Origin of the sequence: Sphingopyxis sp. PET50, assembly GCF_025244705.1 — a bacterium.
Lineage (GTDB): Bacteria > Pseudomonadota > Alphaproteobacteria > Sphingomonadales > Sphingomonadaceae > Sphingopyxis.
The window spans coordinates 3,360,481-3,379,442 of sequence record NZ_CP104207.1 but is presented as its reverse complement, the minus strand read 5'-3'; the positions used below and the strand labels follow the sequence as shown (position 1 = coordinate 3,379,442).

The window sequence follows — 18,962 nt, the reverse complement described above, 5'->3', positions numbered from 1 at the left end:
AAATAGTGGCATTCTGCAACTGAATCGGCCGCGCCAGACGGCCTTCCAGAGGAGCAGCCCATGGCCACCCAGATCCGCGTAGCCCCCGAAACTCCCCATCCGCTCGACGTTTCCCGTGCCGAATTGTGGAGCGAGGATCGCTGGCAGGAACCGATGCGCCAGCTGCGCGCCGAATCGCCGATCCACTATGTCGAGGATTCGAAATTCGGCCCCTATTGGTCGGTGACCACATACAAGCCGATCCAGCATATCGAGGCGCTGCCCAAGATCTTCTCCTCCAGCTGGGAATATGGCGGCATCACCGTCGCCGGCGACGGCATCGAGCATCTGCAGGAGGGCGAAATCCCGATGCCGATGTTCATCGCGATGGACCCGCCGCAGCACACCGCGCAGCGGCGCACCGTCGCCCCCGCCTTCGGCCCGTCGGAGATCGAGCGCATGCGCGCCGATACCCAGGCGCGCACCGCGGCGCTGATCGACACGCTGCCGGTCGGCCAGCCCTTCGACTGGGTCGAGCGGCTGTCGATCGAGCTCACCACCGACATGCTCGCGATCCTGTTCGATTTCCCGTGGGAGGATCGCCACAATCTGACCCGCTGGTCCGACGCGCTCGGCGACATCGAAAGCTTCGACACGCTCGAAAAGCGCCAGGCGCGGCTCGCCACCGCCTTCGAGATGGGCGCCGCCTTCAAGCAATTGTGGGACGCCAAGGCGCAGAATCCCGGCGAGCACGACCTGATCTCGATCATGCTCCAGTCCGACGCGATGAAGCATATGAGCGAGCATGAGTTCATGGGGAACCTGATCCTGCTCATCGTCGGCGGCAACGACACGACGCGCAATTCGATGTCGGCCTATGCCTATGGCCTGCACTGCTTCCCCGAGGAGCGCGCGAAGCTGGAGGCCGACCATTCGCCCGACCTCGCGGTCAATGCGATGCACGAGATCATCCGCTGGCAGACCCCGCTCGCGCATATGCGCCGCACCGCGACCGAGGATACCGAACTGTTCGGCCACCAGATCAAAAAGCGCGACAAGCTCGCGCTCTGGTACGCCTCGGCGAACCGCGACGAGAGCGTCTTCCCCGACGGCGAGCGCATCATCGTCGATCGCGAGAATGCCCGCCGCCACCTCGCCTTCGGTTACGGCATCCACCGCTGCGTCGGCGCGCGCGTCGCCGAGCTCCAGCTCACGACCTTGATCTCCGAGATGCAGAAGCGCCGCCTGCGCGTGAACGTGCTCGCCGAGCCCGAGCGCGTCCATGCGAGCTTCGTCCACGGCTATCGCCATATGCAGGTCGAGCTCGAAAAATATTGAACCCCTCCTCTCCCTCCCCGAAAGGGAAGGGGCTTGCTATATTGGGCGAACCGGCATGAGGAGCCCATCATGATCGAACGACGCTATCTCATCGGCGGCCTCGCGCTCGGCGGCGCGCTCATCGCCGCGCCGATGCTCTTCGCCAGGAATTCGGCGCGCCCCAAGGGCCAGCCGGGCTGGCAGCTCAGCGAGGCCGAGTGGAAGCGGCGCCTGAGCCCCTTTCAGTACAAGATATTGCGCGAGGCGGGGACCGAGCGCCCCTTCACCAGCAAGCTCAACGACGAACATCGCGCCGGCACCTTCCTCTGCGCCGCCTGCGCGCTGCCGCTCTATTCGAGCAAGACCAAATATGACAGCAAGACCGGCTGGCCGAGCTTCTGGGAGCCGCTGAAGGGCGCGGTCGCGACGATGACCGACCATGAGCTCGGCTATCCGCGCACCGAGGTGCATTGCAAACGCTGCGGCGGCCACCTCGGCCATGTCTTCGACGACGGGCCGAAGCCGACCGGCAAGCGTTATTGCATGAACGGCGCCGCGCTCAGTTTCCGTCCCGCCTGACGCGGTAGAGCAGCGCCGCCGAGCCCTGCGGCAGTGGCACGGGTTCGAGCCAGGCGGGCGGGCGACCGGCGGTCAGCGCGGCGGCGAGGCTGGCGGGATAGGTTTCGGCGATATTGGCGATCTCGGGCTTGCCGGGACAGAGGAACAGCCAGTCGCCGCGCGTCGCGGCGACGATCCTTTCGGCATCGGCGGGCGCCGCGACGAAGCTGCCGATCACCCGGTTCATCGCGGCGTGATTGCGGTGATGCCCGGTCGCGACGACGCTGTGCGGGGTGTGGACGAGGATCATCGGCGCGATGTCGATCGCCGACAGGACAAGGCCCGGCCGCTGCCGCGCCAGCAGCGCGAGATCGGCATTGGTCGGGCACGGCCGCTCCGCCGCGGCCGAGGGCGCGCGGGGGGAAGGACGGCGGTCGTCGCGGTCGCCGCGAACTGGCCGAGAACCGCCGGGAGGACCAGCAGTACCGCGAGCGAACCGAGGATGCGCGCCAAAGCGCTTTTGCGCGACTGGCCGTGACGCCAGAGCGCCACCCCCGCCGCCGCGAGCGCGGGCAGCGCATAGATATGCGTCACCGCGGTCGTCCGCATGACGAGCAGCGACAGCAGGGTGCTGGCGGCGAGGACCAGCAGCATCGCCTCCCACCGCGCCTTCATCGGCCCGGGGGCCTTGCGGCGCCAGATCGCGAAGGTCAGCGCCAGCCCGGCGAGCGACGGCGCGAGCAGCAGCCCGATCTGCTCCGGTTTCTGCCGCCACAAAGGCTGGCCCTCGGCGACGTCGCGATACCAGTGATCGCGCACCAGCGGTTCGAGCGACCCGAAGGGCCCCGCAAGGCAGGCGGGCGCGGCCCAGGCGAGCACCAGCGCCCCGGCGGCGCCGGCGATGCCGAGCAGGACGAGCCTGGCGCGCCAATCCTTTTGCATGATCGCCGCACGCGATCCGGCGAGCAGCATCGCCGCCGCGACGGCGGCACCGAGCAGATAGGGCCGCGACCAGGCGTCGCACCAGTCGCCGGCGATCCCGTCCCAGCCGCGCGTCGCGAGCAGGAGCAAGGGCGCGCAGAGCGCCAGCGCCGCGACGAAAGCGAAGAGGCGCGCGCCCGCCGCCGCGTCGCGTAGCCACGCCAGCGCAAAGATGCCGCCGAAGATCAGCAGATAGGGCAGCGCCTCGAGCGAGATCGCGAGGTGCAGGCTCATCACCGCCCCGGCGAGCAGCCCGTGCCGCCAATCCGCCTTGCCGAGCGCGGCAGCGAGCATCGCGACCGACAATATCGTCTGCCAATTATGATGGTCGATACGCAGCGGCACGAAATAATGAAGGAAGGTCACCGTCGTCGCGGCGAGCAGCAGCCCGGCGGCGACCACCGCGCGGTCGTCCGACAGCCGCCGCATCACGCACGCGAAAATCAGGAACAGCGGGAGCAGCAGCAGCGGGGGATAGAGCGCCACCGCCCATTGTTCGGCAGCCGCTTTGCCAAGCAGGGGCTGGAGCAGCAGGATCAGCCCGGCGATCTGCACGTCGATCAGCCGCGACCAGTGCATCAGGCCGCCGGTGGGCGGATTGATCCGGTGCTGGCTGGCATCGAACCAGCCCTGCCCGCCGATCAGATCGCGCACCTGCACCAGCCGCAGCGCGTCGTCGCCGTCGCGAAACGCCATCGCCTGGATCGCCGGCCAATAGAGCGCGAGCATGACCGCCATGACGCCACAGGCGAGGACGGCCGCGAGCCACAGGTCGCGGCGCAGGCTTGCCGGAGAGGACGCGCGCCCCATCACGCGTCAGCGCGCGGCGAAGACCAAAGTCTTGCGCAGCACATAGGTGGCGACGAAGGACACGCCGATCGCGGCGAGCTTCGCGACATTGGCGTCGAGCCCGGCACGGTCGCCCGTCCAGACGATGGCGACGGTCAGCCCCAGCCCGACGAAGGCCGAACCGAGGAACAGCCCCTTCTGCCGCACCCGGTCCATGCCCGCCGTGCGCGCCCCCTCGACGAAGACGAGGCGCGAGCTGATGAGCCAGTGGATCACGATCCCCGCGGCATAGCTCGCGGCCGCCGCGGCGGCGGGCGCCCAGCCCGCGATCAGGAACAGGTTGAACAGCGCCATGTCGCCCGCGAGCGCGGCGGCGCTCGCGCCGATATAGCGCAGGAAGGTCAGCTCCAGCAGCCGGCGCGCAAAAGGCGGAAGCGCGGCGATCACGGCCTCAGGCGGCCTTGCCGAGACGCGCGGGCACCTCGCGCACCGACGCCAGCGCCGCCTGTTCGCCCTCGGTGCCGCTCTCATGATATTCGGCGTCCTCGTTGACGCCCCAGATGTCGTACAGCCGCTCGCCCGCGACGATGTTGCGCACCGTCAGCATCGCGGTCATCATCGCATGATCCTGGTTGTTGTAGCGGTGCATGCCGTTGCGCCCGACCATGTGCAGCGACGGATAGCGCGCTTCGAGTTCCTCGCGCATCGTCTCGACATGCGCGGCGTAGTCGTCGTCATAGACCGGATAGGCCTTTTCCTGCCGCACCACCGCGCCGCCGACCACATCCTTCGGGTCGCACAGGCCGAGGATCGCCATTTCCTTCGTCGCGAGCGCGATCAGATCCTCGTCGCTCGACGTCCACAGCCCATCGCCCTCGAAACAGAAATATTCGAGGCCGACGCAGGCGAGTTCGGGATCGGGCACCATTTCGGGCGACCAGCTGCGGAAATTCTGCACCCGCCCGACCTGCACCTTGCTGTCGTGGATATAGATCCAGTTGTCGGGGAACAGATCCGCCGACCGGATCTTCAAGGCGACGGTCAGGAAGTCGCGATATTTGAGGTTGGGCGCGGCGTTCAGCGCGCACGCCGAGCAGCGGATGGATGCGCGCCGCCAGCTCGCGCATCGGCGCCGAGCTGATGACATGGGCGGCGTCGATCACGACATCGCCGTCGGGTCCGGTGGCGGTCAGCCGCCAGCGCCCGCTGACCTGATCCTGCGTCAATTGCTTGAAGGCGTGACCCATCAGCACATGATTGCCGCCTGCGACCACGTGCCCGCGCGCCGCCTCCCACATCATGCCCGGCCCCAGCCGCGGATAGCGGAAGGTTTCGAGCAGGGTCTTGGTCGCCATGCCGTCATTGGGGCGCTTGTTCAGCCCCAGGCTGCGCTTCAGCCCGTCGAGCACCGCGGCGCCGAGCGAAAGCCCCTTGATGCGCTGCGCCGCCCAGTCGGCCGACATCTCGTCGCACGGCATGCCCCACACCTTCTCGGTATAGGTCTTGAAGAAGATCGAATAGAGCTTGCGTCCGAACTGGTTGATCGTCCAGTCCTCGAAGCTGCGGACCGTCTTGTTCGGAAACAGCTTCGCCCGCGCATAGCTCGCCATGCACAGGGCCGAGCGCACGATCCCGAGGTTCCACAGCGCCTCGAACGCGCGCAGCGGATAGGAATAGAATTTGCCCTCATAATAGATGCGGCTCATCCGCGGGCGCTGGATGAAGTCGTCGGGCAATATCTCGTTCCACAGGTCGACGACCTCCTGGCTTTTCGAGAAGAAGCGGTGCCCGCCGATGTCGAAGCGGAATCCCTCATGCTCGACCGTGCGGCTGATCCCGCCGACATAGACGGGGTCTTTCTCGATCACGGTGACCGAAAAGCCCTCCCTGGTCAGCAGATAGGCGGCGGTCAGCCCCGCCGGCCCCGCCCCGATGATCGCGACATCGGCGCTGGTCGGACGGTTCTCGGGCACTTCGGACATAGACGGATTCCCCACGCAGCAAGTCATTGCTCGCCACCGCTCTGGGCAATCATGGCTAAGAAATGATTAACAGCGCGGCTTTCGGCGCGTTTCGGCGGCGATTTACTCGCATCGGGCGGCGCGTTAAGCAGGCTGATGGTCGGGCGCCGTCTCCTGCCGTGGTTCATCGCGCCGCTGGCGGCGATCGCGTCGCCGGCAGCGGCGCAATTCGTCCCGCGCGACGTCATGATCCCGGCCGAGCGCGCGGCGCAATCCCTGCCCCCCGACCGCGCCGCACCGACCCCGGCCGAGCGCGGGCAGATCACGGCGCTCGAAAAGCAGGCGCGCATCGACGATGCATGCAACACGGCCTGGCAGCCCGAGCTCGAAGCCCCGCGGCGCGCGCTGCTCGCGCTCTACGAGGCCAGCTACGGCCCCGGCCATCCCGCGACCGCACGTCCGCTGCTCTCCTTGCTCTGCCACTTCGCCTATAACGACAAGAGCTCGGCCGAGCCCGACGCCATCGTCGCGCGCCTCGTCGCGATCGGGCGCGACCGCGGCCAGCCGCTCGCGCTCTACGCCGGGCTTTCGGCGCGCGCACAGCGGCTGCGCGAACAGGGCAAACCGCAGGCCGCCGTCGCCGATGCCGAAGAGGCGCTCGCGCTCGCCCGCCGGCATCTCGCCGCGCACCCGGCGATCGTCGCATCGGCGGCGGGAAGCCTCGCCGCGATGCTCGAAGGCGCGGGCCGCCCCGTCGATGCCGAACCCCTGCTTCACGAGGCGGCGGCGCTGCGCCAGGCGATCCCCGGCGGCGACCGCTTCGAGCTCGCCGCCGCCTATGAGGCGCTCGGCAACAACCTCGCCGCCCAGATGCGCGCCGAAGATGCGCGGCTCTGGTACGCGCGCGAACTCGACATTTTCGAGGCCGCGCTCCCCGGTGCCGACGCGGCGACCCTCGGCACCATCATCCTCTATTCGCAGCGGGTTTTCACGGCCGACCCCGCGCGCGTCGATGCGCTCTATCGCGCCGTGCTCGCGCGGCAGGAAGCGCAACCGGGCAGCAGCGACGCGCGCAACTGGATGACCTTGTGGAACCTCGCCAAATCCTCGTCGCTGCGCCTCGACCTGCCGAACGCCGCCTTTCGCGACGACCTGTCGGAGGCGATCGCCTACCAGCGCCGCGTCATCGCCGCGGTCGGCACTGGTCCGGGCGACTGGCACGAGCTCGATCTCGCGCGGCTTCTCGCGCAGCGCGCCGAGACCGCGCCCGAGGCCGAGCACATCTATCGAAAGCACCTCGCCGCCAATCCCGGCAATATCCAGTGGGTCGAGATGCTCGGCGATACGTTATGGATGCTCGGCCGCTACGACGAGGCGCTGCCGCTGCGCGAGCGCAGCATCGCCGAGACCCGCGCGCGCCTCGGCGCCAGCCATCGCGAAACGCTGCGCCAGACCTACAATCTGGGGGTCACGCTGTGGGGCGTGCGGCGTCCCGCCGAAGCGCGCCCCTATTATGAGGATGTGCTGGCGGGCTATCGCGCCGAGCTGTCGGCGCTGCCCGAAACCGCCAACGCCGCCTACCGGCTCAATCTGGCGAATTTCATCAGCGGCCGCGCGATCGACCTCCTCCGCCTCACCTGGACGACACGCGCGGCGGACGGCCCGGGCGGCGAGGCCGCCAGCCGCACCAGGGGCTTCGCGGTCGCCCAGCTCGCCCATCCCTCGGCATCGGGCGCGGCGATCAGCGAAACCGCCGCGCGCGCGCTCGCCGAACGCGCCGGCAAGGGCGAGCTGTTCCGGCGCTGGACGGCGGCCCGCGACCGCGTCGTCGCGCTCGACAAGGCCATCGACGCGGCCGCGCTGCGCGGCAGCGCGGGCGACGCCGACCGGGCCCGGCTGCTCGGCGAGCGCGCCGCCGCGGGCGAGGCGCTCGCCGCCGAAGCCGCCGCGCTCAAGGACGCTCTGCCCCCGGTCTTCGCGACCCTCCGCCCCGAACCCGTGCCGCTGGCCGAGGTGACGGGCGCGAAGGGCGCGGCGCCGCTGCTCCGCAAGGACGAGGCGCTGATCCTGCTCTACCCCGGAATGCCCGAAGCCCGCTCCGAGATGAGCCGCGGCATCGTCTTCGCCGCGACGCGCGAGGGGTCGGCCTGGGCCGAAATCCCGATCGACGGCGCCGACCTCGCGGCGCTGGTCGCCACGCTCCACGGCCAGCTTTCGGATTCGCGATATTCGGGAGCGACGAAACGCTCCCCGAACAGGAGCCCGACGACTTCCTGCGCTACGATCGCGCCGCCGCCTGGCGCGTCCATCAGGCGCTGTTCGGCGACCCGGCGATCGCCGCGCTGCTCGCCGGCAAGCCGCGCTGGATCCTCGTTCCCGAAGGGCCGCTGCTCTCGCTCAATTTCGCCGCGCTCGTCTCGGCGGCGCCCGAGGGCGGCGCGCGCGGCGACGTCGATCCCGACACGCTGCGCAAGACGCACTGGCTCGGCCTCGAACGCGTCCTCGCGGTGCTGCCGTCGGTCGAGGCGCTACGCACCGCGCGGCGCGGACCGGCGCGCGCGGCGAGCGGCGGAAAATTCTACGGTCTCGGCGACCCGGCCTTTCGCGGCGAGGCCGATCCGCCCGTCGTCGCCGCTCCCGGCGAGACGCGCGGCAACCCGCTCGGCCGCCTCGCCCCCGCCTCGACCGACGTCCCGGCCGAGCAGGGTCGGGCTGATCCCCCGGCAGGGGCTGTACCGCGACGGCATCGCCGACCCCGCCAAGCTCGCGCAGCTGCGCCGCCTGTCCTACAGCGGCGTCGAGGTCCGGCGGATGGCGCAATATTTCGGCGCCCCGCCCGAGCGCCAGCTGCTCCAGCTCGACGCGACGCAGGCGCGCCTCGACCGGAGCAATGCCGAAGGGATGCTCGCCGACAGCCAGGTCGTGCTGTTCGCCACCCACGCGCTGCTCGGCGGGCGCTTCGACGGGACGATCGCCGAACCCGCGCTCGCGCTCACCCCCGGCGCGCGCCCGCCCGGCATCGCCGCCACCGCCGCGAACGACGGGCTGCTCACCGCTTCCGAGGTCGCGCAGCTGCGCTTCAACGCCGCGCTCGTCATCCTCTCGGCTTGCGATACCGCCGCCGGGTCGGGCGGCGGCGACGGCTTCAGCGGGCTGACCCGCGCCTTCCTCCTCGCCGGCGCACGCGCCGTGCTCGCGACTTACACCCCCGTGCTCGACGATGTCGGCGAGCGGATCACGACCACGACCGTTGCGGGGCTCAAGGGCGAGCGCGGCGACATCGCGGCGGCGCTGCAGGGTGCGATGCGCGACATGGCAATCGACCCGTCGAAAGATGCCGCTCGGCGCCTCGCTCGCGCACCCCGCCGCCTGGGCGGTCTACGTCGCGATCGACCCGTCCTGAACGCAGAAACAGGCGTCGGGAGCTATGGCATCGGCTCCGCCCCGATCGCGTCTTGCCCCGGCGGCCCTCGTGCGCCATGGCCTTCGCCCGTCGGCGCGGCGGCGGCGGCGACGTCGCGGCGCAAAGGCTTTAATGCCAGCGTGCCGAGCCGGATGCGCGGGGCCGCCTTGCCCGGCGACGCACTGATCGCAAAGGCGCCGTCGAGGCGCAGGAGCTGCGCCGAATTTTTCGCGATCCGCACGGTATATCGCCCGTAAGCGACGCTTTCGAACAGGAAATAGCCATCGAACTCGGTCAGCGTCGTCGCGCGCACGCGCCCCTCGGCATCGACGAGTTCGAGCGTCAGCCCCTCGATCGCGTTGCCGCCGTCGCGGATGATCGTCCCTTCGATCTCGCCCGCCGCGGTCATCGGCAGCATCACCTTCGTCGCGACGCCGGGGCGCGGGGTGACGACCACGCCGGGCAAGGCCGGCTGGACATAGGGGTCGGGCAGGCTGCCGGCGTCGATGCCGATCATCACGGCCCGAAAGGGTTCGAGCCCGTCGACCGTCGCGCGACCGCCCTTGTCGGTCGCCGCGTCGACGAAGGCATGGCCCGCAGTGATCGGCACGTCGGGCAGCGCGGCCTCGCCCGGCTGGCGGATGCCGTCGCCATTGTCGTCCATCCACACCTCGGCCATCACCTGGCCGCGGCTGGCAAGCTTCTCGCTCGACACGCGCCAGCCGCCGCCCTGCGGCTTGGGCCCGAAGCTGAAGGCGAGCGACAGCGATGCGGCGACCGAGCCGTCGCTCGCCACCTCACCGAACCCCGTCAGCTGCACCTTGTCGAAACGGCGCGTATAACCAAGGCCCGCCCGCGCACGGTCGAGCCCCTTGTCGTAACCGAGTTCGGCGCGCCATTCGGCGTCGCCTCCCCCGAATTGACCAGCGCCCGCCCATTCGGCGATCACCGTCGCGCGCGAATCGGCCGCCGCGCCCGACAGCGCGAAGCGCGCCTCGCCGCGCAGACGCACGCGCCCGATGCGGGCGTTGGCGAGCAAGGTCGCACTCAGATTGTCGGGCGGGTCGGGACCGATCGGCACCTTGCTGCGCGTCCAGTCGAGCTGGCCGGTGAAGGTCAAGGCGCGGAAGCTCGCGGAGGCGCGCGCCGACGCCTCGAGGCTCTGCACCCCCGACGTCCGGTCGACCTGGCGCAGGTCGAGGTGCAGCGGCAGCACCGTCCGCCCGAGCTTGACCGACTGGTCGATCGAGACCTGATACAGACCGTTGATATTATTGATGAATCGGTCCGATACGAAACCGCCGAAACCGCGCATCGCGTCGGCGCGCACATAAGTCTCGCCGAACGCCGCGAGCCAGCTCGCGCGCAGCGCCCCGCCGCCATCATCGGCATAGGCCCCCGACACTTCGAGCAAGGTCGGGCCGATCGAGCGGCGCAGCGCGACCTCGCCATAGTTGCGCCGGACATTCTCGATCATCAGGCTGTGGGCATAGCCGGCAATCGAGGTGCGGGTGTCGAGCCCGCGTTCGAGGCCCAGCGTGCCGCGCCAGCCGCGGCGGAAGGTCTGGCGCCGGTCGCCAAAGGAAATCAGGTCGGCATTTTCCTGCGCGAAACCCGCCCAATAATAGGTCTGCTGCGGCGGGATCGAATCGAGCCCCACCTGCAACTGCTTGATCTCGCGCCTGATCTGCCCCTGCGGGCCGTACAGCACGATCTCGAAGCGGTTCGACCCATATTGCAGCGGCACGTCGAGGAATTCGTAGCGCCCGTCGCCATTGGGGCTGGTGAAAGCGAGCAACTGGCCGTTGCGATAGAGTTCGGCGTCCCATCCGGCGGGCAGGTCGCCGCGAAAATCGGTCCTGTCGAAGGCATCGGGGCGCTCGACCGGCCGGTTGGTAAGCACCGCGCCACGCCCCGGCGCCGAGCCCGCGACGATCCCGGTCGAGAGCAGGCCGACATCGCCGGCCGCATAATGGGTCGCCTTCAGCGGGCCGAGCAGATTGCCCTGCGGGTCGGTGCGATAGAGCCGCATCCGCAGGCTGTCGGGCACACCTTCATTGTCCGACGACAGACGCGCGTCGAAACTCTGCCCGAGCACTTCGCCCGCCGCGAACACCTCGTAGCGCGCCTGGACATAGGAACCGCCGCGCTTGTCGTTCACGAATCCCGCCGAGGCGACGACATCGACCGACGGGGTCGCCCAGTTCCGGTACGGGCGTGTCGCCTGCGGCAGGCTGGCAAGGTCGAAATTCGCCTGCGGACGCAGCCCCGCGCCGCGCGCGCGCCGCTCGGCGGCGAGCTGGAACGGCAATTTCTCCTGCGAATCGATCCGCAGCACCGCGTTCGACAGGTCGGACACGAGCGGCAGTTCGAACCAGACCGAAAGCTGCTTCACATCGACGCACCAGCCCGCCGCGGTGTCGCGGATCGCGGTGGCGCCGATGCCATGGCTGCGGCTGCCGAGCCGCACCTCGCCCGCGTCGCGGTCGATCGTCAGGCTGCGCCGTTCGTCGAACACCCAGCCGGTTGCGCGGCGCAACTTCCTGTCGACGCGGATCGGCAGGTCGAGCGCGAGCACCATGTCGGCGAGGTCGACGCACACGCCCGTCGGGGTCTGATACCCGCGAATCCCGTCGCCGAGGCGATACTGCCCCGACCGCAGGTCGAACAGCCAGCTGTCGTCCTCATTGGGTTTCCACCCGTCGGAAACCTCCGCTTTTTCAGCGGCATGGGCGCCGGTGGGGACGAACCCCGCCAGCGCCAGCCCGGCCACGACGACCGGGAACATCCGTGTCAGAAGTGCGCGAAGCACCGCTGCTTCCCGCTTGGCGCTCGCGGCCTAGCTCATTGCACCACCCGATCGGCCTCGTCGATCGTGCCGCCGCCGACCTCGCGGTCCTCGGTATAGCGGATGCGCACCGGACCTTTCAGCTTCGCCGCGAGGTCGGCGGGCACGCGGAGCTGGACCTGGCGCTGGCCGACCTCGGGATAGACCGCGATGCCGCGCGCGAGCAGCAAGGGTTCGGCGACCCCCGGCCGCGTCACTTCGATATCGCCATAGACCGAGCGATTGCCGCTGCGCGACAGGGCGAAGGCAAAGGCCGAGCCCGTCGGCGGTATCGACCACCCGCGCCTCGCCGATGCGCGCCTCGGCGCCCAGGTCGCCGACGCGCACGATCACCGGGATGGTGATGCCATAGATCGGGGTCAGCGCGATCGACACCCCGCCCGTCGTCGCGGGCTTCGCCGGATCGGCGGCGGGAGCGGCATCGGGCACCGCGCGGAACAGCATATGCGCGCGATATTCGCCCGGCGGCGTCCCCTCGGGCACGCGCACCCCGACGCGGATCACCTGTGGCTGGTTCGGCGGCAGCGTGACGCGGCGGGGGCTGAAACTGATCATGTCGAGCGCCGCCTTCTCGGCGTCGTTGGCGTCGGCCTCGTCGATCTCGTCGAGCCCGCCGAGCGCGGTCATGCGCTTGATCTCGAGGCTGATGCGATAGGTCGCGGGCTCGGCGCCGATATTGTTCAGCACCACCTCGGTCCCGCGCGACCCGTCGAGCACGACGCGTGTCGGCGCGACGAGCAGGTCGCCCGCCGCCTGGACAGGCACAGCCGCCGCGCCGAGCACGACAGCCGAAAGCAGGCCGAAGCCCTTCAAGAATCGCAGCATGGAAATGGTCCCCACCATTCAGGAAACCGGGCGGCCCACACCGCCCGGCGGTCCGCTTCCTGTTGCGCCAACATGGTTGATATTTTGCTAACCATGAGAGTTCTCGTCGCCCCCGCGCAGGCGGGGGCCGCTGGAGGCCCTTTCGGCATTGCTGCGTGAACCGATAGCGGCCCCCGCCTGCGCGGGGGCGACGGTTCCAACGCAGGCCCCGCGCTACAAAAAAAGGGCCGCCGGGGGCTGGTACCCCGACGACCCTTTTGCGGCACGGCGGACGCGAACGCCCGCCGGTCCCCCCACCGATAAACGCTTATTGATAGTTGGCGGTGACGTTGAACGTCCCCGAATAGTCGCCCGCGGCCTGGTTGGCGCCGACGCTCAGCGTGCCGCCGACCTGGAAGCTGCCGCCCGTCGCGCTCAGCGTGACGTTCGTCGCCGAATAGGTCAGCGTCGAGGTCATCGTGCCGCCGAGCGAGCCGTTGAGCGTCACCGACGAATCGCCGCCGACGAGCACCACCGCACCCGAGGTGCCGGCGATGTTGAAGTTCGCGGCGGTCGTGGTGCCGGTGCAGGTCAGGCCCGAACCGCAGGTCGCGGCGCTCGGCGGTCGACACGGCGACGGTCGAAGCGGTCGCGCCGCTGATGATCGTCGCATATTGCAGGTCGCTGGTGTTGGCGAGCGTGATCTGGCGCAGGATCTTGGCCTTCGCCGTACCGGTGGCCGACGCCGCCTGCGCCGCCGAGGCGTTCATGGCGAGAGCGGCAATAGCGGCGCCCATCAGGGCGCGCTTCAGTGCAATGTTGCGCATAATGATTTGGTCCCTTGGTCAAACGGAAGCGACCGGAAATCCCACTCCGTCGCTGCCGCCCTTCTACGCACCACCCGTTCAGCCTTTGCCCAACAACCATGGTAAACAGCGCATTAGGGATTGGCCCGCGTTTCGCATGGAAAGCAGGATAAATCAGCGCTTTGGCGTAAAAATATCGCGACGGCGGGGACCGTCTTTTTCCTATAACGGCCCGCTTCGGCACAAATTGAGCCCGGTCCGCCAACATCGATTCGAACCGCAGAATCGGATTCGCGCAAAGGACGCAGAGCGGTTAGGCGGACCGATTGCTCGGCGCACTCTGCGTCCTCTGCGCGAATCAATTCATGCCTTCGGCAGCTATCAGATCGATTCGCCGCTCAGCCGCTGGCAGATCATGTCGAGCTGGTCGAGCGAGGCGAATTTCAGCGTCAGCGCCCCCTTGCCCCCGCCGGCATATTGGATCGCGACGCCGATCCCCAGCAGTTCGGACAGATGGCGCTCGACCGCGACGATGTCGGGGTCGCGCCCGCCGTCGAGGCTCTTATATTCCATCGGCGCCTTGCGCCCGCCGCCCTTGCCCGCGCGCGCCAGCGCCTCGACCGCGCGCACCGACAGCCCGTCCTTCACCACCTTGCGCGCGATCGCTTCGGCGTCCGGCGCCCCGATCAGCGCGCGCGCATGCCCCATCGTCAGGCTGCCGTCGCCGACCATCGCCTGCACCGCGGCGGGCAGGTCGAGCAGCCGCATCAGGTTCGCGACATGGCTGCGCGACTTGCCGACCAGCTTCGCCAGCGCCTCCTGATTGTGCCCGAAATCCTCGATCAGCTTGCGATAGGCGCCCGCTTCCTCGATCGCGTTGAGGTCCTGGCGCTGGATATTCTCGACCAGCGCGATCTCATAGGTCGCCGCATCGTCGAGCGCGCGCACGAGCGCCGGGATCGCGTGCAGCCCCGCGCGCTGCGCCGCGCGCCAGCGCCGCTCGCCCGCGACGAGCTGGTACCCCTGCCCGTCGGGCGCGGCGCGCACGATGATCGGCTGGAGCAGACCCCGCGCGGCGATCGAATCGGCGAGCTCGGCGATCGCCCCCTCGTCGAAATGGCGGCGCGGCTGGCCGGGCAGCGGGCGGATCGCGCCCACCGCGACATGCTGCACCGAATCGCCGCTCGCCGGCATGCCGGCGACGCGCCGCCGGGCGACGCCAGCACCGGCGCCTCGACCGCGGCATCGCCGAACAGCGCGTTGAGCCCGCGCCCCAGTCCCGACGGCCGCCTTTTCGCCGGAGTCACCGGCACGGAGGAATTTTCGTTTTTATTATCAGACATTTAAGCGGCCTTGCGGACATTGGGTAGCCGGTCAATCAGCTCGCGCGCGAGCGCGATATAGGCCGCCGACCCGGCGCAGCGGTGATCGTAGATCAGCGCCGGCAGGCCGTGGCTCGGCGCCTCCGACAGCCGCACATTGCGCGGGATCACCGTCTCGAACACCACCGGCCCCAGCACTTCGCGGACATCGTCCGAGACCTGGTCAGTCAGCCGGTTGCGCCGGTCGAACATGGTGAGCGCAACCCCCAGGATCGACAGATTCTGGTTGAACTTGCCGCGCACACGCTCGACCGTGGTGAGCAGCTGGCTCAGCCCCTCGAGCGCGAAAAATTCGCACTGCAGCGGCACGATCAGCGATTCGGCGGCGATCAGCGCGTTGAGCGTCAGCATCCCCAGCGACGGCGGGCAATCGATCAGGCAGATGTCCCACTGCCCCGCCTCGGCGCCCGACAGCGCCTGCTGCAGCTTGTGCAGCCGGTCCTTATATTCGATCAACTCGATCTCGGCGCCCGACAGATCGACCGTCGCGGTGACGATGTCGAGCCGCGGCACCGCGGTCGCAATCGCGCATTCGGCGAGCGTCGCCTCGCCGCGCAGCAGGTCGTAGCTCGACAAAATGCGCTGCGCCTGCCCGATGCCGAGCCCGGTCGAGGCGTTGCCCTGCGGATCGAGGTCGATGATCAGCGTGCGCCAGCCGGTCGCCGCGAGCGCGGTCGCCAGATTGATCGCGGTCGTCGTCTTGCCGACCCCGCCCTTCTGGTTCGCTACGGCAATGCGGATCATGCTTTTCCTCGCTTTTCGGGCGTGATCGCCCCCCGGCCCACCAATATCCGGCTCTCGGCGTCGGTGCGGCTCTGTTCCACGTGAAACATTCTCTGCCACGCGCGGCGGCAGCAACGCCAGTTCCTTAACCGCGTTTCGCCCCTTTGGCAGCAGCCATCGCGTCGATTCGGTGGAAAAACGCGCGGACAAGTCGATCAGCCGGTCGAGCGGCGCAAAGGCGCGCGCGCTGATCGTCCCCGCCGCGCGCGTTTCGACGCGTTCGAGCGGGGCCTCGGCAACCTCGACATGCCCCAGCCCCAGCTCGTCCGCCACCGCGCGCAAAAATTCGCACCGCCGCTTGCGCGATTCGACGAGCAGCATCGGCCGCTCCGACAGGATCGCGACGACGAGCCCCGGCAGCCCCGGCCCGCTCCCCAGATCGACCCAAAGCCCCTCGCCGTCCTTATCGAGCGCCAGCAATTGCGCACTGTCGGCAATATGCCGCACCCACAAGGTCGGAATCGTCGACGCCGCGATCAGATTCTGCCGCTCATTCTCGGCGACCAGCATCTCCGCAAAGCGCTCGAGCCGCGCCCATTGGTCAGGTGTCGGAGAGAGCGCATCCGCAATCCAGCCCCGCGCGGCCGCCTCATCGTTCAATATATCGGCGTCCGCCACGTCGCTCTTTCACCTTCCCCGCGAAGCGGGCTTTCACCCTTCTTCGTGCCTTTGCGCCTTTGCGCGAGATTTTAAAAGCCTCACGCAAAGGCGCAAAGGCACGAAGAATCCTTCCAGACGGTCACCCAATAATTTCTCACACAAAGACACAAAGAGGGCAGCGAGCCACGCCAGACGAACATTCGACCGTGAGCGCCGTACCATTCCCCGTCACCCCGGACTTGATCGGGGTTTATATCCTTGGAACGAGTAGCGACCCTGTTCCCCGGCGAAAGCCGGGGTCCACGAGGAATGGCGCTGCCCCATCTGGACCCCGGCTTTCGCCGGGGAACACCTACTTGTCGGAAAGGAATAACCACCGACTTGATCCGGGGTCCCGCTTTCCGCTCAAACACCGGACGGCAAGAATATCCCTCGCCTTCTTGCACTGCCCTCTTCGTGTCTTTGTGTGAGATTTTAACAACACCAAGGACTCTGACCGCGCCGAGGTCAGCGAGCGCCGCAACCCCGAATCTCGCTCCAATATTCGTTTTGGACATCCGCATCTATTTCGACCGCCATCGAACTCGACGGATAGAGCCGATCGCGACCATCCTTCCGAGGACCTGAAATCCAGTAATGATCACCGGTCTCGGCGTCGTAATAGTTCGCCTTGAACCCGTCGCCACCCAGCCGCTGGAAAAGGCGGCCTCCATAGTGGATCGACTGCCCCGATTTCGAGAAAGTCACGCGCCCGATTCGGGCCGGACCGTTCAGCCCGGCCGACTTGTCCTCAATATACATGATCCGGGTTTTCTTGCCGCTCATCGCCCGTCCCCGCCTCAAGCCGCCCGCCGCTTGCTATGCACCAGGATCGCGGTGAGCGCCGCCGGGGTCACCCCGTCGATCCGCCCCGCCTGCCCCAGCGTCTCGGGCCGCGCCTTGCTCAGCCGTTCGACCATCTCGCGCGACAGGCCGCCGATCGCGGCATAGTCGAGCGCCGGGTCGAGCAATATCGCCTCGTTCGCCGCCAGCGACCGCAACTCGGCCTCCTGCCGTGCGATATAGGGCGCATAATGCGCATCCTCGGCGAGTTCGGCGAGGATGCTTTCGTCGATCGCCACGAGTTCGGGGGCGAGCATTGTCAGCGCCGCCATCGTCACGCCGGAAAAGCGCAGCAGGTCGATCCGCCGCCGCGCCGCGCCGTCGCCGGGCAGCGCCAGCCCGATCGCCGCATAGTCGGCGGTCGTCGCCGGCGCTTCGAGCAATGCCCCCGCCCGCGCCCGCTCGGCCATCCGCGCGTCGAACAGCGCGGCGGTCGCCGGCCGCACCAGCCCGAGCGCGATCCCCTTCGGCGTCAGCCGCGTCGCCGCATTGTCGGCGCGCAGCCGCAGCCGATATTCGGCGCGCGCGGTGAGCATCCGGTAGGGTTCGGTCACTCCCTGCAGCACCAGGTCGTCGACCATCACCCCGATATAGGATTCGGACCGGTCGAGGATCAACGGATCGCGCCCCTGCACGGCGAGCGCCGCATTCGCGCCCGCGACCAGCCCCTGCGCCGCCGCTTCCTCATAGCCGGTGGTGCCGTTGATCTGCCCTGCGCACCAGAGTCCGGAAATCGCGCGGACCTGCAACGTCCGGTCGAGCGCGCGCGGGTCGATATGGTCATATTCGACCGCATAGCCGGGAACGGTCATCTCGACCGCCTCGAGCCCCTCCATCGTGCGCAGCATGCTAAGCTGCACATCGGCGGGAAGCGAGGTCGAAATGCCGTTCGGATAGACGAGCACCGAATCGAGCCCCTCGGGTTCGAGAAACACCTGATGCCCGTCGCGGTCGGCGAAGCGGTGGATCTTGTCCTCGATCGACGGACAATAGCGCGGCCCCGCCGCCCCGATCGCCCCGGTGAACAGCGGCGAGCGGTCGAGATTCGCCGCGATGATCGCGTGGGATTCGGCATTGGTGCGCGTGATCGCGCAGAAAATCTGCGGCACCGTACGCCCATTGTTCCACGTGGAACAGGTCCAGTTCGCCCCCTCGACGCTGTCCGACGGTTGCTCGGCGAGCCGCGCCCAGTCGATCGTGCGTCCGTCGAGCCGCGGCGGCGTCCCCGTCTTGAGTCGCGCCATCGGGAGGTCGGCGCCGCGGAGCTGCTCCGCCAGCCGGTGCGCCCCGGCCTCGCCGATGCGCCCGCCTTCCATCCGCTCCTCGCCGCGGAACAGCCGCCCGCCGAGGAAGGTCCCCGTCGCAAGCACCACCGCCCCCGCCCCGAGCTTGGTCCCGTCGCCGAGTTCGAGCCCTTCAACGCGCGCACCATTGTCGGACAGGATCAGCGCCGCCGCCTCGCCCTCGACGACGGTGATGCCCTCTTCGGCGGCGAGCAGATCCTGGATCGCCTGCCGATAGAGTTTGCGATCGGCCTGGATGCGCGGCCCCTGCACCGCCGCGCCCTTCGACGCGTTGAGCATCCGGTAATGGATCGCCGCCGCGTCGGCGGCGCGCGCCATCCATCCGTCGAGCGCATCGACCTCGCGCATCAGATGCCCCTTGCCGAGCCCCCCGATCGCCGGGTTGCACGACATCGTCCCGATCAGTGCGGGGTCGAAATTGACGAGCGCGACGCGCGCGCCGAGCCGAGCCGCGGCGGCAGCGGCCTCGGTCCCGGCATGCCCACCGCCGACGACGATGACATCAAATATTGCGCTGCTGTGCATGATTGTGGCGGCGCATAGCGGAAACCGCCGGTCAAATCCA

The 18,962-nt window shown here is 68.8% G+C and carries 11 protein-coding genes and 4 pseudogenes; 3 read left to right on the top strand and 12 right to left on the bottom strand.

What is annotated here, in order from left to right; all coding sequences use genetic code 11:
- The first annotated feature begins 60 nt into the window (after positions 1 to 60).
- Both N0A20_RS17875 and msrB read left to right on the top strand, forming a co-directional pair.
- The gene (locus N0A20_RS17875) at positions 61 to 1,317 is read left to right on the top strand and encodes a cytochrome P450 (protein WP_260581660.1); all 1,257 of its coding nucleotides are present in this window, start codon (positions 61 to 63) and stop codon (positions 1,315 to 1,317) included.
- A 69-nt stretch (positions 1,318 to 1,386) separates the two neighbouring features.
- The gene (gene msrB / locus N0A20_RS17870) at positions 1,387 to 1,875 is read left to right on the top strand and encodes a peptide-methionine (R)-S-oxide reductase MsrB (protein WP_260581659.1); all 489 of its coding nucleotides are present in this window, start codon (positions 1,387 to 1,389) and stop codon (positions 1,873 to 1,875) included.
- Here msrB and N0A20_RS17865 read toward each other — a convergent pair.
- From N0A20_RS17865 to N0A20_RS17850, 4 genes and pseudogenes are all read right to left on the bottom strand, one after another.
- Positions 1,856 to 2,164, bottom strand: a complete 309-nt coding sequence (locus N0A20_RS17865; protein ID WP_260581658.1) for a hypothetical protein — start codon at positions 2,162 to 2,164, stop codon at positions 1,856 to 1,858. The two genes, msrB and N0A20_RS17865, sit on opposite strands and share 20 nt — an antisense overlap.
- Positions 2,161 to 3,648 (bottom strand): hypothetical protein, encoded by a 1,488-nt coding sequence (locus N0A20_RS17860; RefSeq protein WP_260581657.1) that lies wholly within the window; start codon positions 3,646 to 3,648, stop codon positions 2,161 to 2,163. The genes N0A20_RS17865 and N0A20_RS17860 overlap by 4 nt, the downstream gene beginning before the upstream one ends.
- Positions 3,649 to 3,651: 3 nt before the next feature.
- A complete protein-coding gene (locus N0A20_RS17855) occupies positions 3,652 to 4,071 on the bottom strand; it encodes a GtrA family protein (protein WP_260581656.1) in 420 nt (139 codons plus the stop codon).
- 4 nt (positions 4,072 to 4,075) lie between these two features.
- Positions 4,076 to 5,606, bottom strand: a pseudogene (locus N0A20_RS17850) (NAD(P)/FAD-dependent oxidoreductase).
- Between the two features lie 135 nt (positions 5,607 to 5,741).
- Here N0A20_RS17850 and N0A20_RS17845 point away from each other — a divergent pair.
- Positions 5,742 to 8,861 (top strand): annotated as a pseudogene (locus N0A20_RS17845) (CHAT domain-containing protein); the annotation flags it as partial.
- 149 nt (positions 8,862 to 9,010) lie between these two features.
- Here the strand turns inward: N0A20_RS17845 and N0A20_RS17840 are convergent.
- The 8 genes and pseudogenes from N0A20_RS17840 to mnmG all read right to left on the bottom strand — a co-directional run bounded on the left by N0A20_RS17840 (position 9,011) and on the right by mnmG (position 18,922).
- Positions 9,011 to 11,800, bottom strand: coding sequence for a collagen binding domain-containing protein (locus N0A20_RS17840; RefSeq protein WP_260581655.1), 2,790 nt, complete (start codon positions 11,798 to 11,800; stop codon positions 9,011 to 9,013).
- Between the two features lie 27 nt (positions 11,801 to 11,827).
- Positions 11,828 to 12,661 (bottom strand): hypothetical protein, encoded by an 834-nt coding sequence (locus N0A20_RS17835; RefSeq protein ID WP_260581654.1) that lies wholly within the window; start codon positions 12,659 to 12,661, stop codon positions 11,828 to 11,830.
- Positions 12,662 to 12,968: 307 nt separating this feature from the next.
- Positions 12,969 to 13,313 (bottom strand): DUF4402 domain-containing protein, encoded by a 345-nt coding sequence (locus N0A20_RS17830; RefSeq protein WP_260581653.1) that lies wholly within the window; start codon positions 13,311 to 13,313, stop codon positions 12,969 to 12,971.
- A 514-nt stretch (positions 13,314 to 13,827) separates the two neighbouring features.
- Positions 13,828 to 14,789 (bottom strand): annotated as a pseudogene (locus N0A20_RS17825) (ParB/RepB/Spo0J family partition protein).
- Positions 14,790 to 15,572 (bottom strand): ParA family protein, encoded by a 783-nt coding sequence (locus tag N0A20_RS17820; protein ID WP_260581652.1) that lies wholly within the window; start codon positions 15,570 to 15,572, stop codon positions 14,790 to 14,792.
- A gap of 168 nt (positions 15,573 to 15,740) precedes the next feature.
- Positions 15,741 to 16,121, bottom strand: a pseudogene (locus N0A20_RS20845) (16S rRNA (guanine(527)-N(7))-methyltransferase RsmG); the annotation flags it as partial.
- 597 nt (positions 16,122 to 16,718) lie between these two features.
- The gene (locus tag N0A20_RS17810) at positions 16,719 to 17,036 is read right to left on the bottom strand and encodes a 1-deoxy-D-xylulose-5-phosphate synthase (RefSeq protein WP_260581651.1); all 318 of its coding nucleotides are present in this window, start codon (positions 17,034 to 17,036) and stop codon (positions 16,719 to 16,721) included.
- Between the two features lie 14 nt (positions 17,037 to 17,050).
- Positions 17,051 to 18,922, bottom strand: coding sequence for a tRNA uridine-5-carboxymethylaminomethyl(34) synthesis enzyme MnmG (mnmG, locus tag N0A20_RS17805; RefSeq protein ID WP_260581650.1), 1,872 nt, complete (start codon positions 18,920 to 18,922; stop codon positions 17,051 to 17,053).
- Positions 18,923 to 18,962: the final 40 nt, after the last annotated feature.

Coding starts and splice junctions, on each gene's coding strand:
- N0A20_RS17820 (WP_260581652.1), bottom strand. CDS start 15,572: ATGATCCGCATTGCCGTAGCGAACCAGAAGGGCGGGGTCGGCAAGACG.
- N0A20_RS17875 (WP_260581660.1), top strand. CDS start 61: ATGGCCACCCAGATCCGCGTAGCCCCCGAAACTCCCCATCCGCTCGAC.
- msrB (WP_260581659.1), top strand. CDS start 1,387: ATGATCGAACGACGCTATCTCATCGGCGGCCTCGCGCTCGGCGGCGCG.
- mnmG (WP_260581650.1), bottom strand. CDS start 18,922: ATGCACAGCAGCGCAATATTTGATGTCATCGTCGTCGGCGGTGGGCAT.
- N0A20_RS17865 (WP_260581658.1), bottom strand. CDS start 2,164: ATGATCCTCGTCCACACCCCGCACAGCGTCGTCGCGACCGGGCATCAC.
- N0A20_RS17810 (WP_260581651.1), bottom strand. CDS start 17,036: ATGAGCGGCAAGAAAACCCGGATCATGTATATTGAGGACAAGTCGGCC.
- N0A20_RS17830 (WP_260581653.1), bottom strand. CDS start 13,313: ATGCGACGATCATCAGCGGCGCGACCGCTTCGACCGTCGCCGTGTCGA.
- N0A20_RS17835 (WP_260581654.1), bottom strand. CDS start 12,661: ATGCTGCGATTCTTGAAGGGCTTCGGCCTGCTTTCGGCTGTCGTGCTC.